The 14,845-nt window shown below is 67.5% G+C and carries 12 protein-coding genes; 6 read left to right on the top strand and 6 right to left on the bottom strand.

Annotation, left to right across the window (positions count from 1 at the left end; translation table 11 throughout):
• The first annotated feature begins 17 nt into the window (after positions 1-17).
• Complete coding sequence (locus tag ACZ6O0_RS36455; RefSeq protein WP_465769607.1) at positions 18-2,066, top strand: beta-galactosidase; 2,049 nt, start codon at positions 18-20, stop codon at positions 2,064-2,066.
• Positions 2,067-2,221: 155 nt separating this feature from the next.
• A complete protein-coding gene (locus ACZ6O0_RS36450; RefSeq protein WP_465769606.1) occupies positions 2,222-3,055 on the top strand; it encodes a DeoR/GlpR family DNA-binding transcription regulator in 834 nt (277 codons plus the stop codon).
• 2 nt (positions 3,056-3,057) lie between these two features.
• Here the strand turns inward: ACZ6O0_RS36450 and ACZ6O0_RS36445 are convergent, their stop codons facing one another.
• The 5 genes from ACZ6O0_RS36445 to ACZ6O0_RS36425 are packed head-to-tail and all read right to left on the bottom strand — an operon-like array spanning position 3,058 to position 8,412.
• Positions 3,058-3,927 carry a carbohydrate ABC transporter permease gene (locus tag ACZ6O0_RS36445; RefSeq protein ID WP_465769605.1) on the bottom strand — a complete coding sequence of 290 codons (870 nt, stop codon included), beginning with the start codon at positions 3,925-3,927 and terminating at the stop codon, positions 3,058-3,060.
• The gene (locus ACZ6O0_RS36440; protein WP_465769604.1) at positions 3,920-4,894 is read right to left on the bottom strand and encodes a carbohydrate ABC transporter permease; all 975 of its coding nucleotides are present in this window, start codon (positions 4,892-4,894) and stop codon (positions 3,920-3,922) included. The genes ACZ6O0_RS36445 and ACZ6O0_RS36440 overlap by 8 nt, the downstream gene beginning before the upstream one ends.
• The gene (locus tag ACZ6O0_RS36435; protein ID WP_465769603.1) at positions 4,891-6,177 is read right to left on the bottom strand and encodes an ABC transporter substrate-binding protein; all 1,287 of its coding nucleotides are present in this window, start codon (positions 6,175-6,177) and stop codon (positions 4,891-4,893) included. The genes ACZ6O0_RS36440 and ACZ6O0_RS36435 overlap by 4 nt, the downstream gene beginning before the upstream one ends.
• Positions 6,174-7,349 carry an NAD(P)/FAD-dependent oxidoreductase gene (locus ACZ6O0_RS36430; RefSeq protein WP_465769602.1) on the bottom strand — a complete coding sequence of 392 codons (1,176 nt, stop codon included), beginning with the start codon at positions 7,347-7,349 and terminating at the stop codon, positions 6,174-6,176. Before ACZ6O0_RS36430 ends, ACZ6O0_RS36435 begins: the two co-directional genes overlap by 4 nt.
• Entirely contained in the window at positions 7,336-8,412 is a 1,077-nt protein-coding gene (locus ACZ6O0_RS36425; RefSeq protein WP_465769601.1) for an amidohydrolase family protein, read from the bottom strand. Before ACZ6O0_RS36425 ends, ACZ6O0_RS36430 begins: the two co-directional genes overlap by 14 nt.
• 279 nt (positions 8,413-8,691) lie before the next feature.
• On the opposite strand from ACZ6O0_RS36425, the gene ACZ6O0_RS36420 reads away from it, so the two are divergent.
• Positions 8,692-10,758 (top strand): glycoside hydrolase family 36 protein, encoded by a 2,067-nt coding sequence (locus ACZ6O0_RS36420; protein ID WP_465769600.1) that lies wholly within the window; start codon positions 8,692-8,694, stop codon positions 10,756-10,758.
• Between the two features lie 12 nt (positions 10,759-10,770).
• Here the strand turns inward: ACZ6O0_RS36420 and ACZ6O0_RS36415 are convergent, their stop codons facing one another.
• On the bottom strand, positions 10,771-11,526 hold the full coding sequence (locus ACZ6O0_RS36415; protein ID WP_465769599.1) for a DeoR/GlpR family DNA-binding transcription regulator: 756 nt from the start codon (positions 11,524-11,526) through the stop codon (positions 10,771-10,773).
• A gap of 206 nt (positions 11,527-11,732) precedes the next feature.
• On the opposite strand from ACZ6O0_RS36415, the gene ACZ6O0_RS36410 reads away from it, so the two are divergent.
• The 3 genes from ACZ6O0_RS36410 to ACZ6O0_RS36400 are packed head-to-tail and all read left to right on the top strand — an operon-like array spanning position 11,733 to position 14,826.
• Positions 11,733-13,031, top strand: a complete 1,299-nt coding sequence (locus ACZ6O0_RS36410) for an ABC transporter substrate-binding protein (protein WP_465769598.1) — start codon at positions 11,733-11,735, stop codon at positions 13,029-13,031.
• Between the two features lie 2 nt (positions 13,032-13,033).
• Positions 13,034-13,993, top strand: a complete 960-nt coding sequence (locus tag ACZ6O0_RS36405; RefSeq protein WP_465769597.1) for a carbohydrate ABC transporter permease — start codon at positions 13,034-13,036, stop codon at positions 13,991-13,993.
• Positions 13,990-14,826, top strand: coding sequence for a carbohydrate ABC transporter permease (locus ACZ6O0_RS36400; RefSeq protein WP_465769596.1), 837 nt, complete (start codon positions 13,990-13,992; stop codon positions 14,824-14,826). The genes ACZ6O0_RS36405 and ACZ6O0_RS36400 overlap by 4 nt, the downstream gene beginning before the upstream one ends.
• Positions 14,827-14,845 lie beyond the last annotated feature (19 nt).

Raw genomic sequence — 14,845 nt, 5'->3', positions numbered from 1 at the left:
CTATCATTGGAGAAAACGTGCAAGACCGTGTGCTCTTCGGGGCTGCGTACTACCACGAGTACCAACCGCACGACCGGCTCGAGCAGGATCTCGACCTGATGGCCGCGGCCCGGTTCTCGGTGATCCGGGTCGGCGAGTCGGTCTGGTCGACCTGGGAGCCGGAGAACGGCCGGTTCGACCTGGACTGGTTGCAACCCGTCCTCGACGGTGCCCACGCGCGCGGCATCGGCGTCGTACTCGGCACCCCGACGTACGCCGTACCGCCGTGGCTGGTCCGGCTCTACCCGGAGATCACCGGTGAGCGGAAGACCGGGCAGCGGATCGGCTGGGGTGCGCGGCAGGAGGCCGACTTCACCCACCCGGCTTTCCGCTTCCACGCGGAGCGGATGATCCGCAGGATCGTCGAGCGGTACACCGGGCATCCCGCGGTGATCGGGTTCCAGGTCGACAACGAGCCGGGGAACGAACTCCTCCACAACCATGGCGTGTTCCAGCGGTTCGTGGACAGCCTGCGGCACAAGTACGGCGACGTTCAGACGCTCAACGACGAGTGGGGACTCGTCTACTGGTCACACCGGCTGTCCGACTGGGCGGATCTGTGGACGCCGGACGGCAACGTCCAGCCGCAGTACGACGTCGCGTGGCGGCAGTTCCAGGCCGACCAGACGACCGAGTTCATCGGCTGGCAGGCCGACATCGTCCGCGAGTACGCCCGTCCGGACCAGTTCGTCACCACCTGCATCGCCTACGAACGTCCTGCCATCGCCGACGACGACCTGACCCGACGCCTCGACGTGACCGCCGGCAATCCGTACTACGCGATGCAGGACGGACTGCACCAGCCACAAAAGGGTCCAGCACGGCAGGGCTGGACCACCACCGGCACCTGGGCGCTTTACCTCAGTGCGGACCGGATGTACTCCTCACAGCAACGCCCGTTCCTGGTGACCGAGACGAACGCACAGTCCATCGGATACCCGTGGGACAACAGACCGGCGTACGACGGTCAATGGCGGCAGGCGGCGTGGGCACTCATCTCGCGCGGAGCCAAGATGATCGAGTACTGGCACTGGCACACGCTGCACTTCGGCGCGGAGACGTACTGGGGTGGTGTGCTCCCCCACAGCGGTGAGCCGGGACGCACCTACCACGAGGTCGCCCGGCTGGGCGCCGAACTGGAGACGGCCGGCTCGCTGGTGGTCGATCTGACGCCTGACAGCGACGTGACGATGTTGTACTCGATGCCGAGCAAGTGGCTCATGCAGAAGTACCCGCCGCTGGCCCACGACGACGGCAGCCCGGACGAGCGCTCGTATCACGGTCTCTTCGATCCCTTCTATCGTGGGGCTTTCGACGCGGGCTTGCAGGTGCGTATCCTGCACACCAGCCAGTTCACCGGATCCGTCGAGGACCATCCGGTTCTCGTCGTACCCGGGCTGTACCTGGCGGACGACACCTTGCTGGACCAGCTCGTCGCGTACGCCGAAGCCGGCGGCCACCTGGTCATCGGACCGCGCACCGGCTACGCCGACCACGAGGCACGGGCTCGCACCGACGTCCAGCCGGCTCGACTCGCGGCCGCGGCGGGAGTCGCGTACGACGAGTTCAGCAACCTCGGCGACGAGGTCCGGGTCCATGGCGTCGGCCTGCAACTCGGCGACGACGCCGCCGCCACCCGGTGGGCCGACGGCCTCCAGGTCGACGACGCCGACGTACTCGCGACCTACGACCACCCACACTTCGGCCGCTGGCCGGCCATCACCACCCGGACCCACGGCAACGGCCGGATCACCTCCGTGGGCACTGTCCCCAACAGCGCGCTCGCGATCGCCCTGTTCCGCTGGATCGCCCCCACCCCATGGACCGATCTGCCATCCAGCGTGACCGCGACATCCGCAACCGCCGCCGACGGCCGCCGCCTCCGCTTCATCCATAACTGGTCCTGGGACACCGTCGACGTCTGCCTGCCGCACCCCCTCCGCGACGTACTCACAGACACCACAGCCGACCGCAAACTCACCCTCGCACCCTGGGACGTACGCGTCCTGGCCGAACCGACTCAGTAGCCGATCTGTATGCGTGACCGGCTTCGACCGCTCGGGCCGCCGGTGCCGTCCGATCCTCAGCGCTCAGGTTGGTTGCGCGGAACCTCGACGGTGCGACCGCGGTGCCTAAACTGAGGCGATCCACTCGCTGCGCAGGTCGGAACGAGGTGATCGTCATGAGTACGGCAGCCCTCCCGACGGGGCGCTCCTGGCAACCGTCGGCGCCATCTCCCCGCCGCACCGAGCGACTGGTCGAGATCCTCGACCTCCTGACCGCGCGCGGCGCGATGTCGGTCGGCGTTCTGTGCTGCGAGCTCAGGGTCTCTCCGGCGACGCTGCGCCGGGACATGACCCACCTGGAGGAGCAAGGCCTGATCACCCGTACCCGGGGCGGCGCCCGGGCCAACACCGGGCCGGAGCTCCCGGTCCGCCTCCGGGACACGAAGTCCCCACTGGCCAAACACGCGATCGCCGTCACGGCAGCTGCCCTGCTACCGGTCGACAGGCCGCTGGCGGTGGCGATCGGCGGTGGATCGACGGCCGCCGAGGTCGCCCGGGAGCTTGGTCACCGCCGGCGGCTGACGATCGTGACGAATGCGCTCACGACCGCGGCGGCGGTGGCCGCCCGACCGAACCTGCAGGTGATCATGACCGGTGGGGTGATCCGGTCGAGCTCGTTCGAGCTGGTCGGGAGCCTGGCCGAGAGTGCCTTCAACGGGATCAGCGTCCACCTCGCCATCCTCGGCGCCGACGGCGTCAGTGCGGCCAACGGCGTGACGACCCACGACCACACCGAGGCCCGCACCAATCACGCCATGGTGTCCCACGCGCATCGCCTGATGGTGGTGGCCGATGGTTCCAAGATCGGTCAGGTCACCGTGGCCAAGGTCGCCGATGCGTCGGCCATCGACATCCTGGTCACCGACTCGTCGGCGGATCCGCGCGAACTCGCCGAGCTGACGGAGCTCGGCGTCACGGTGCATGTCGCCCGGACGTCCCGGTCCCGCTGAGGTCAGCCCTTCACCCCCGAGAACGCGATGCCACTCAACAGGTGGCGCTGGAAGACGATGAACACGACGATCACCGGCAGGCTTGCCAGCAGCGATCCGGCCATCAGCACGGGAAAGTTCGTCGTGTACTGCCCCTGCAGGCTGGCCAGTCCCGCGGAGACCGGCATCTGCCGCGGATCCGAGTTCACCACCAGCGGCCAGAGCAGGTCGTTCCAGGACCAGATGATCACCAGTACGCCGAGCGCGATCATGCCGGGTGCGCTCATCGGCAGCATGATCCGCCAGTAGATCTGCAGGATGTTCGCACCGTCGATCCGGGCGGCCTCCTCGATCTCGAGTGGAAGCTGCAGGAAGAACTGACGCATCAGGAAGGTGCCGAAGGCGCTGAACATGCCGGGCAGGAACAGCGCCACCAGCGTGTTCAGCAGCCCCAGCCCCTGCATGATCTGGTACTGCGGCAGCAGGAACACCTGGTAGGGAACCATCGTCACCGACAGGAAGACCGCGAACAGTACGCCGCGGCCGCGGAACTGCATCCGGGCGAAGGCGAAGCCGGCCAGCGAGCTGAACAGCACCTGACCGACGGTCCGCGCGATCGTCATCAGGGTGGTGTTCAGCAGTTGATGGCCGAACGGCAGGGCGCTGAAGACGGTCGTCACGTTCGACCACTGCGGTGAATGCGGCAGGAAGGTCGGCGGCACGCTCACCGACTCACCGAACGTCTGCAGCGAGGTCGAGAGCTGCCAGAGGAACGGCCCGACCATGAAGATCGCACCGATGCCGAGCACCAGATGCGCGATCGGATGGCGCGGCCGGAAGCGCCGGTGGCCGTGTCGTCCGCGCCGGACGGGCAGGTGGACCGACTCAGCCATAGTGCACCCACCTCTTCTGCAGCCGGAACTGAGCCGCGGTCAGGATCAGGGTCGCGATGAGCAGCAGTACGCCGATGGCCGCCGCGTAGCCTCCGTCGTGCTCGGCGAACCCGCGTTGGTAGAAGAGGTAGACCAGCGTCTCGGTCCTGGCGATCGCCGGACTCTGCTGGCCCACCATCAGATAGACCAGGTCGAAGGCCTGCAGCGCGTTGATCACCGTGATCACCGTGACGAAGAAGATCGACGGAGTCAGCAGCGGAACGGTGATGTGGAAGAACTGCGAGACCCGGCCGGCGCCGTCCAGTTCCGCGGCCTCGTAGTAGTCGACGGGGATGCCACGGATGCCGGACAGGAAGATCACCATGTTGTAGCCGATCGACCCCCAGACTCCGACGATGCTGATCGCGAAGATCGCCGTCGCGGGATCGGAGAGCCAGTGCGGACCGTCGATGCCGACCTTGGACAGCAACCAGTTGATCAGGCCGTAGTCGCCGTTGAAGAGCCACTTCCAGGTCAGCGCGACCGCTGCCGGCAGCGTGACCACGGGCAGGAAGTACAGCGTTCGGTAGACGGTGACTCCGCGCATTCCCGGAAGGCTGAGCAGAGCTGCCACGATCGCCGACAACGGCACCGCGAGCAACGTGATCGCGGTGATGATCGCCGTGTTGACCACGGCATGGACGACGTCGGAGTCGGCGATCAGCGTCCGGTAGTTCTCCAGCCCCGCCCAGGTGTGGCCGCCGAACGCGCCCCAGCTCGTGAACGAGTAATAGATGGTCTGGAAGGTCGGCCAGATCTCGAAGACGACGAGCCCCGCGGCGGCCGGCAACAGCAGCATCAACGCCCACCAGCCGCTGTCCCGGGTGGGTGGTCGCGGTCGCCGCCGGCGGCGGTCCGTTCCGGCGGGCTGCCCGGTCGCCCCCGCGGTCAGCGGATCGGCCGCCGCCGTGGCGGTGCCCGGGCTCACCCCTGCTCCTTCGACAGCGCGGCATTCATCTTCTCCGCGACGCGTCGGGAGACCTCTTCGACCGAGGCCTTACCGGTCCAGGCGTCGGCGAACTGCTTCGTCGCGTCGTCCCGCCAGGCAGCGGTGTCCCTGGACGCGGGGAAGGGCTGGGCGTACTTCAGATGGTCGACGAAGACCTGCAGGTCGAACTCCGGCATCGCCTTGGCGTACGCGGCGGCGTGCCCCTGGTACGCCGGGATCACGGTGCCGGTCTTGGCCTGGATCTCGGCGGCCCGGTCGGAACCCAGGAACTGCAGGAACTCCCACGCCTGATCAGCGTGCTTCGTCTTGGCGGACATGCTGTTCGCCAGCCCGTTGCTGTAGTAGTTCCGGTTCCCTGCGGGGCCGGCCGGCAACGGCGCGACGTCGATGTTCGCCTTGCCGTACGGTACGGCGGCGATCTCCTCGGGTTCCCACGATCCGCAGTACCGCATCGCGACCTTCCCGGAGGTGAGCATCGCGAGCGGGTCGGTGTCGGTGGTCTGCTGCAACGTCGGCGAGACGTGGTACTTGGTGATCATGTCGGTCCAGAACTGGATGCCCTGGGCGGTCGCCGGCTGGTCGTAACCGGAGCTCTTGCCGTCGTCCGAGATGACGTTCCCGCCGACCTGCGGCACGGTCAGGTACCAGCTCAGCTCGTCGGCCTCCGGTGCCACGAACCCGTAGATCCCCTTCTGCGGATTGGTCAGCTTCTGGGCGGCGGCGACCACATCGCTCCAGGTCCAGGACTCGTCCGGGTACTTCACCTTGGCGGCGTCGAAGAGCAGCTTGTTGTAACAGAGCCCGAACCCGTTGACGTCCTTCGGTACGCCGTACACCTTCCCGTCGACCGTGTAGGCCTTGGTGACCGCGGGCACGTACACGCTCAGGTCGAGCTTCGAGCTCTTGATCTGGTCATCGAGCGGAGCGATGCCGCCGCCGGTGGCGTAGTACTTCGCGTACACCATCGTCATCCAGAAGACGTCCGGGCCGGTGCCCGCGGTGACGCTGGTCTGCAGCTTCGTCCAGTAGCTCTCCCAGGGCGTGACCTGGACCTGTACGTCGATGTTCGGGTGGTCGGCGTGGAACTCGCTGATGATCTGCTTCATCGCGGCCACCTGCGCCTGGTCCCAGATCGCGTAGGTGAGGGTGACCTGCTGGCCGTCGCCTGACTCGGAGGATCCCGAGCAGGCGGCCACTGCGAGGAAAGGTGCCACGAGCAACAGGCTCAGCAGCCGTCGGCGGATTCGTCGTACCGTATTCATGCGCACTCCTTGGGGGATGGGCGGCCTGGGCTGAGGAAATCGAGGCGTGCGGGCAGGTCGTCGCCGAGGGCGTGCCGAGCTGCCAGCTCGCCGAGCAGGGGGCCGAGCGTCAGGCCCCACGCCCCCAGGCCGGTGGCGACGTGGATCGCCGGTGCCACCGGTCCGACCAGGGGCAGGCCGTCGCTGGTCGCGGGCCGCAGACCGACCCTCGTCTCCAGGACGGTGGCGTCGGACAGACCCGGCGCGAGATTCAAGGCGGCGTTCAGAACGGCCCGCTGCCCGCCGGCCGTGACGCGGGCATCGAAACCCACGTCCTCGTGCGTCGCACCGGCGACGATGCGGTCGTCGAAGCCGAGCAGGTAGCCGGCACCAGGCGTGTTGACCACCGGTCGCATGCCTGTCTGCCGGCCGTCGAGTCGCAGGTGCACGAGCTGCCCGCGGATCGGCCGGATATCGACCTCGACGCCGAATCCGGCGAGGTCTGCTCCCGCCCAGGCGCCGGTGGCCAGGAGCACAGCGCGGCCGTGGAGCACCCGGTGCCCGACGCGGACCCCCGGGGCCGAGGGCTGCAGGTCCAGCGTCGCGGCACCGGGGATCACCTCGAGTTCGGCGTCGTCGCGGCGGGCCAGCGCGCGCCGGCGTGCCGCGGTCATCAAGCGGTCGTGCAGCCGGGAACCAACGACCCGGCCGACCTCGGCGATGAACAAGCCCCGTAGATCGCCGCGCAGTTCGGGCCAGTAGTCGCGAAGATCCGCGCCGTCGACGGTCTCGAGCGGCTTGACGATCCCGTGCGCCCGGCGCCCCTCCGGATGCGCGAGCCGCTCGGCCACCGCGTCGAGCGCCGCCTGCTCGTGCGGATCGTCGCCGGCCACGACCAGCTCGCCGACCTGCTCGAACGTCGCCGAGCCGGCTCCGGCCGGATCGACGGCATCGAGCTCGGCCAGGAGACTGTGGTAGTAGCCGACGCATTCGGTGATCAGCGACGTCCAGTCCGGACGTTGCTCGCCACGGTCGAGTGCGACCGGCGACACGATCCCCGCCCCGGCGTCGGTCGCCCGACCGGCCAGGCCGGCGTCGACGAGCGCGACCCGCGCACCCTTCCGCACGCCGGCCAGCGCGGCGCTGGCTCCGACGATGCCGCCGCCGACGATGATCAGGTCAAAGTCCGCCATCGCCGGTCCTCGCCGCGAGGGCGGGGATGAACGCGCGGGCGTTGTCCCCTTCGACCCGCGCGGCCAGCTCGTCCGGGAGCCCGAGCCCCGAGATGGTCCAGCGTCCGGTGGGCGGCGGTTCGGTCGACGAGTAGGCGAAAGCCTCGTCGGTACTGGAGAGGAAGCGCAGATACATCCGGTAGTCGGCGATCTCCGGCGGCGCGCAGTCGGTGCCGAGCAGCACCCGGTCGGGGTGGCGCTCGATCAGCGCCCGGGTTCGCCGCGGCTGGCGACCGAGCTCGGCGATCCGTGCGGCGAGGTCGACGCGGTAGTTCGGGTAGCGGTCGAGCATCCCCTCCACCCGGTCGAGGTTCTCCGCCAGGCAGCCGACGTGAGCGCCGATGAAGCGCACTTCAGGATGTGCCGCGACGACGGCCTCGAACGCGTCCATCAGTCGCTCCAGCGGCGGGAACTCAGGTCCGTAGAAGTGCCAGTCGGGATGCCGCAGCAGCTCCTCGAGCCTTTCGTTGCGATGGTCGAGGGGCTGGAAGAACGCCACCGGATCCGCGGTATGGATCAGCGCCGGCACACCTGTCTCGGCCAAGGCGGCCCACAACGGTTCCAGCCGTGGATCATCGAGGAAGACGAGTTCGGAGTTCTCGTCGCGAACCCGGAGCCCGATGTCCTTCCAGAGCTTGAGTCCGGCCGCACCACGGCGCACCGAATCAGTCAGCGAAGCCGCCATCCGGTCGCCCCAGCCCGGCGTCGACGTGCCGGTCCAGTCGACCCGTGCGAAGGTCACGAAACGCCCCGGATACCGGCGGTCGTAGCGATCGAGATTCGCCTCCAGCTCATCGGTCCACTCACCGTCGAGGTTGACGATCGTCGCCACGCCCGCCTCGTCCATCGTCTCGATCAGGGCGGCCGGGTCAGGCACCTGCCAGACGCCGGTGAGGCGGCGACCGAGATGGTTGTGTACGTCGACGATCGGCGCGGCCGGATCGGTCACGGTGGTGACAGCCGTGGTCAGCATCGGCACCGGGGTGAAGTCGCGCAGCCGGATCTCGGTCAGTGGCTCGGGCATGTATCCCTCGATTCGCAGCTCAGTAGGGAAACCAGCGAGATTCGGGATGACGGTAGGACCGGCGATCGACCGGCACCCAGGAACTGATCAGTCGGACTGAGCGGTCCGGGGAAGGTGATCCCGACCCGTGCACACTTGCTCAATATGCTGCGCATTTCCTCGATCTATTGACGTTTTTTGCTCGTCAGATCTAGCTTTCAGTCCTCATCGCGCATCTCAGCGCGACAGCTGCGCAGCTGTCTCAACTCCCACTCCTGCAACGAGCAAAGGAGTTCTGGCATGAACGACATCAAGCGGCGGACCGTACTGAAGGTGGCTCTGGGGGGTGTTGGCCTGGCGGCGCTGCCGGCCGCGACCGCAGCCGCGGCGCCGCAGCACGGCCCGAAGGTCGTGGGCGTGGGCGACACCTCCATCACGGTGGAGTTCGACGACCAGCTGCACAGCAGGGTCGCCTTGAACGGTTCGAAGCTGACGCAGTTCGACGCCGCAGAGGCCCTGCTCCTCGGTGGCACAGCGATCGAATCCTTTGCGTACAAGGGACATCGGACCCGCAAGACCTGGCACTCGCGGCATGGGGCGGGCGTCCAGGTGACGATCGAAGGTGACTCCGGGGAACGCGTACGGAAGACCGTGGAACTGACCTGCTATCAGCGGTTGAGCGGCATGGCCGTGCTGCAGGTGACCTACACGAACCTGTCCGGCAACTCGTTGAGCATCACCGGCTGGCGGAACGGAGCTCACGAGCTGCTGGAGAAGCCAGGCGGTTTCTACACCTTCTCCGGCTCCACGCACGAGGATCGGCGCGATTGGATCCAGCCGGTGACCGCGGACTTCTTCCAGGAGAACTCGCTGGGGATGGACGCGTCCGACTACGGCGGCGGCACGCCGATGGCGTCGGTCTGGCGTCGGGGCGCCGGCCTGTCGGTCGGGCACGTCGAACCCAAGGCGCGGATCCTGCGGATGCCGGTGCGGAAGACCGCTGCCGGTGCGACCCTTGCCATCGAAGGCGATGCGGTTCGTGTGCTGAAGCCCGGCCAGCAGCTGACCACCGACACCACCTTCCTCACGGTCCATTCGCGCGACCACTTCGTGCCCCTGCAGCGGTACCGCGAGTACATGGGCGACATCGGCCTGCGTGCGCCCAAGGTGCCGAAGTCGGCGTTCGCTCCGGTCTGGTGCGCCTGGGGCTACGAGCGAAACTTCACCGTCGAGCAGGTGCTCGCCACGTTACCCAAGGTCCGTGACGTCGGTTTCAAGTGGGCCGGTCTGGATGACGGCTGGCAGACCAACGAGGGCGACTGGGATATCAACCTGGCGAAGTTCCCGCGCGGCGAGGCGGACATGCGGGCGTTCACCCGGCAGATCCGCGACGCCGGCCTGCTGCCTCGGCTCTGGTGGGCACCGCTGGCAGCGGATCCCGACAGCAACCTGTTCAGGGAACACCCGGACATGCTGCTACTGGATGCTGACGGCAACAAGCAGGACGTCACTTGGTGGGATGCCTACACCTTGTGCCCGGCGTACCAGCCGACCGTGGACTACTTCGCGCGGCAGGCACGGAAGTTCATCGGCGACTGGGGGTACGAGGGACTCAAGATCGACGGGCAGCATCTCAACGCGGTGGCGCCCTGCTACAACCCCGCCCACCGGCACGTTCGGCCGGAGGAGTCGACCGAGGGCCTGGCCCGGTTCTGGCAGGCGATTCACGACGCCGCGCACGCCGCGAATCGCAATGCGGTCGTCGAGCTCTGTCCCTGCGGTACGGCGTTCGCGTTCCACAACCTGCCGTACGTCGACCAGTACCCGGCCTCGGACCCGCGGTCGTCGTACCAGGTCCGGACCAAGGGCAAGTCGATGAAGGCGCTGATGGGGCCGGGCAGCAGCTACGCCGGCGACCACGTCGAACTGAGTGACGGAGGCAACGACTTCGCCTCCAGCTACGGCGTCGGCGCAGTCCTGTCGACGAAGTTCACCTATCCGGCCGATCCGCCCGGGACGAGGCCGGGACGGGAGAAGGTGCTCACTCCCGAGAAGGAGGCACTCTGGCGCAAGTGGGTCGACCTGTACGAGAGGAACATGCTGCCCACCGGCGAGTACCGCGGCGAGCTGTACGACGTCGGGTTCGACCTGCCCGAGACCCACGTCATCGCGAAGAACTCGACTCTCCACTACGCGTTCTACGCCGACCAGTGGGACGGAGAGGTGGAGCTGCGCGGTCTCGGACAGGGCCGATACCGGCTGACCGATCCGTTCAACGGGACGTCCCTGGGTACGGTCGACGCACGGCACAACACCGTCCGGCTGACGTTCGAGAAGTTCCAGCTCGTCGTGGCCGAGCGTCACTGACGAACTGATCGCTCAGACGGCGGTCACGCGGACGCCGGCCCGCTCCAGCGCCTCGAGCTGCTCGGGGCGGGCACCCCGATCGGTGACGACGTCGGTCACGCCGGAGAGCAGACTGATCCGGGCGAAGGTCACCCTGCCGAGCTTGGAGCTGTCGGTGATCACGACACTGCGACGCGCGCGACGCAGGAACGCCAGATCAGTCTGCGCCTCCATCTCGTCGTACGTCGTACACCCCTCCTCCGGGGTCAGGCCGTCCACTCCGATGAACGCGATGTCGAGGTGGTAGTTGGCCAGCATCGCCTCCGCGGCCGGGCCGACCAGTTCGTACGACGAACGCGCGATGCCGCCGATGAGCACGAGCCGGACCCCGGAGTGGCCGACCAGTTCGGAGGCGATGTTGATCGCGTTCGTGACGACGGTGATCCCGCGGCGCTGGGCGAGGGCGCGGGACAGCTCGAGCGCGGTCGTGCCGCCGGTCATGCCGACCACCGAGCCCTCTTCGACGAACGCGGCGGCGGCGCGGCCGATGCTTCGCTTCTCCGCCTGCCGGAGGGCCGCCTTGACCCTGGTCGGCACCTCGTCGCCGGCTTCGTTGGACATCGCTCCGCCGTGCGTGCGCACCAGCAGCTGATTGCGGCTCAGCGTCTGCAGGTCGCGGCGGATGGTGGCCCCGGAGACGCCGAGCGCCACCGCCAGGGCCGCGACGTCCACGCTGCCGTGCACGCCGACCTGATCGAGGATCGCGCTCAACCGCTCTGACTTCCGCACGAACGGCACTGTACAAGATGCACACAAAGTGCGCAGTCGCGCAAAAAGTTGCGCATGTATTCGAATGTCTTGACCGGTAGTTTTCTCTTCAGCTACTTTCCAATCACTATCGAGCGTTGAACTGCGCACTTGCGCACCCCTCCCCCGGAGAAACCATGCTGAGCAGCACACGTCGAACCGGTACCGTGCGGTGGCGCGCGGGACTGATGGCAGGCGTCACGAGTCTGGCCCTCGTCCTCGCGGGCTGCGGCGGATCGGACACCAAGCAGAGCAGCGGCGGGTCGACCCAGACCAGTGGCGTCACCATCACCGTCGCGCTCGCCTCGGACGCGCCACCGAAGGCCGCCCTGGACGCGTTCACCCAACAGACCGGCATCACGGTCAACTGGGTGAACCTCGACTGGGACAGCCTGCAGAGCAAGATCTCGGCCGCGGCCACGGCGAAGACCTACTTCGCCGACGCCACCAACGTCGACTGGTCCCGGGTCGGGCAGCTCGGCAAGCTCGGCTGGTACTACCCGATGGACTCCTACGTCGACACCAAGGCGATGGCGGCCGACGTACCGCAGCTCGCCTCGTTCACCGTCGATGGCCACGTGGTCGGCATTCCGTACGACGCCTCGTTCATGGTGACCACCGTGAACACGGAGATGTTCCAGAAGGCCGGTGCCGACCCGGCTCCGCAGACGATCGACGAGTACACCGCGGCCCTCAGGACCATCAAGGCCAAGGGAGTTGCCGAGCACCCGTTGAACATCCCGTTCGCCGCCGCGGAAGGGCTGTCGACGTACTGGTACGAGACCACCGGGGCGTTCGGTGGCACGGTGCTCGACAAGGACGGCAAACCTCAGTTCACCAGCCCCGACTCGGCCGGCTACAAGGCGGCCCAGTGGATGGTGGACGCACTGAAGTCCGGTCTCGTCCCACCCGGCAACATCAACGTCACCGACTCGCAGGGGCAGCAGAACCTGATGGCCAAGGGGCAGGTGGCAAGCACCTTCTCCGACTACTCCGGCAACGTCGGCACGCTGTACAACGTCAAGAAGTCGTCCTCGGTCGTCGGCGAGGTGAAGTACATCAGGACACCGGGCGTCTCGGGGCCGGGAGCCAACCTCAGCAACCCCGACGGCATCGGCATCCCCAAGCAGGCCAAGTACCCGAACGCCGCGGCCAAGTTCATCGAGTGGTTCACGGCCACCGAGCAGCAGGCCGACTTCGCCGGGGTGAACGGCCCGGAGAAGACGTTCCCGACCTACCCGATCCCGTCACACCTGTCGGCGGTCAAGCAGATGACCGCGAAGGGCAACCTGGTCGGCGGTGAGGACCTCGTGCCGATGCTGCAGGGTTCCAAGCCCGTCTTCGAGGGCGGCGCGCCCTCGTGGTACCCCAAGTTCTCCAACGCGGTGTACACCAACCTGCACTCCGCGGCCACCGGCTCGATGACCGTCGAGCAGGCGATGAAGACGATCGGCGACACGGCGAACGAGTTGGCGTCCGGGTCGTGAGCGTGAGTTCTTCGACCACGACGCCGGCGCCGGCCGGGGGCGAGACACCGCTTCCCCCGGCCGGACCGGCGAACCGCGGGAAGCCGGTCCGCCGCTCCCGGATCGATCTGCTGCCGTACCTGCTGGTCGCACCGGTGATGATCTTCATCGCCTGCCTGGCCCTGGTGCCGGCCGTGTTCACCGTGGTGCAGTCGTTCTACAAGGTCAGCGCGCTGGATCCGCCCACCCGCTTCGACGGACTGGGCAACTTCATCCGGCTGGCCAAGGACCACGCCGTCGTCGGCAGCATCGGCAACACCGCGCTGTACGTCGTGATCGGCGTGACGCTGTCGACCCTGATCGGTATCGGGGCGGCCGTCGTCCTGCAGAAGCCGTTCCGGGGACGCAGTCTCGTCATCGCCGTCCTGATCCTGCCGTGGGCGATGCCCGGCGTCGTCGAGGGCATCCTCTGGACCGGCATCTTCGATCCGAACGCCGGCCTGATCAACAGCGTGCTGTCGTCGCTGCATCTCAGCGACGGGAACGCCGTCCTGCTCGGCCAGAACCGGCTGCTCACGATCGCCCTGATCGAGCTCGTCCAGGTCTGGCAGATCGCGCCGCTGTCGGTGCTGCTGATCCTGGCCGTCCTGCAACTCATTCCGGGCGAGCTGTACGAGGCGGCCCAGATCGACGGCTGTACGCCGTGGTCGGCGTTCCGGCGGATCACCCTGCCGCTGGCCCGGCCGGGGATCGCGGTCACCATGGTGCAAGCGGTGATCGCCACACTCAACGTCTTCGATCAGCCGTACGTCCTGAACGGCGCGGCGAACACCGGCGCCTCGGTCACCATGCAGACCTACTTCATCAGCTTCCAGGACCTCGACTTCGGTGAGGGGTACGCGTTGTCCTTGCTGATCACCATCGTCACGCTGCTGATCTCGCTGGTCGTCGTGCGTCTCGTCTATCGGAGGGTCGAACTGTGAAGCGACGTACGGGCGTCGGCCGGGGTATCGGGGTGGCGCTCATTCTCATCTGGTCCCTCGGGCCGGTGTACTGGACGATCAAGACCAGTCTGCAGACCGAGGCCGACGCGCGCGCCCGGCCGGCGCACTACTTGCCGACGAACGCCACCTTGCAGAACTACTCGACGCTGCTGGGCGGCGACAGCGACATCGCGCCGCAGATCCGGCGGTCGGCGGTGAACATCGTCGTCGAGTGCGGCGCCGCGACCATCCTGACCGTGCTGCTCGCGACGCTGGCGGCGTACGCGTTCGCCCGGATGCGGTTCCGCGGCCGGAACGTGTTGTTCTACGCGGTGCTGGCGACGATGGCGTTCCCGGCGTACACGACGCTGATTCCGCTGTACCGGATCATGAGCACGTTCGGGCTGGTGAACACCTACAGCGGCATCGTGCTCGTCTATGTCTCCGGCTTCCTGCCACTGGCGACGTGGATCCTGCACAACTACTTCGCCAGCCTGCCGCTCGGGATCGAGGAGGCCGGGCTCGTGGACGGCGCCCACCGGCTCCAAGTGCTGTGGCATCTCCTGCTGCCGCTCGCCCGGCCAGGCATCATCTCGACCGCCTTGATCACCTTCCTGTTCGCCTGGGGCCAGTTCCTGTTCCCGCTGGTGCTGTCCAGCGATCTGTCCACCCAACCGCTGACGGTGGTCATCGCTGCCCTGCAGGGGAGACACGTCGTGCCGTCGACCCTGCTGAACGCGGCCGGAGTGCTGGCGATCATCGTGCCGGCAGCACTTGCTCTGGCGTTCAACCGCTACATCGTCAACGGCCTGCTGGCCGGCAGTACCAAGTGACCACCTTCCTGAAGGGGAA

The sequence above is a fragment of the Kribbella sp. NPDC048837 genome, from assembly GCF_055586945.1.
This window is presented reverse-complemented; position numbering and strand designations above follow the sequence as displayed.

Coding starts and splice junctions, on each gene's coding strand:
- ACZ6O0_RS36450 (WP_465769606.1), top strand. CDS start 2,222: ATGAGTACGGCAGCCCTCCCGACGGGGCGCTCCTGGCAACCGTCGGCG.
- ACZ6O0_RS36445 (WP_465769605.1), bottom strand. CDS start 3,927: ATGGCTGAGTCGGTCCACCTGCCCGTCCGGCGCGGACGACACGGCCAC.
- ACZ6O0_RS36435 (WP_465769603.1), bottom strand. CDS start 6,177: ATGAATACGGTACGACGAATCCGCCGACGGCTGCTGAGCCTGTTGCTC.
- ACZ6O0_RS36430 (WP_465769602.1), bottom strand. CDS start 7,349: ATGGCGGACTTTGACCTGATCATCGTCGGCGGCGGCATCGTCGGAGCC.
- ACZ6O0_RS36425 (WP_465769601.1), bottom strand. CDS start 8,412: ATGCCCGAGCCACTGACCGAGATCCGGCTGCGCGACTTCACCCCGGTG.
- ACZ6O0_RS36420 (WP_465769600.1), top strand. CDS start 8,692: ATGAACGACATCAAGCGGCGGACCGTACTGAAGGTGGCTCTGGGGGGT.
- ACZ6O0_RS36410 (WP_465769598.1), top strand. CDS start 11,733: ATGGCAGGCGTCACGAGTCTGGCCCTCGTCCTCGCGGGCTGCGGCGGA.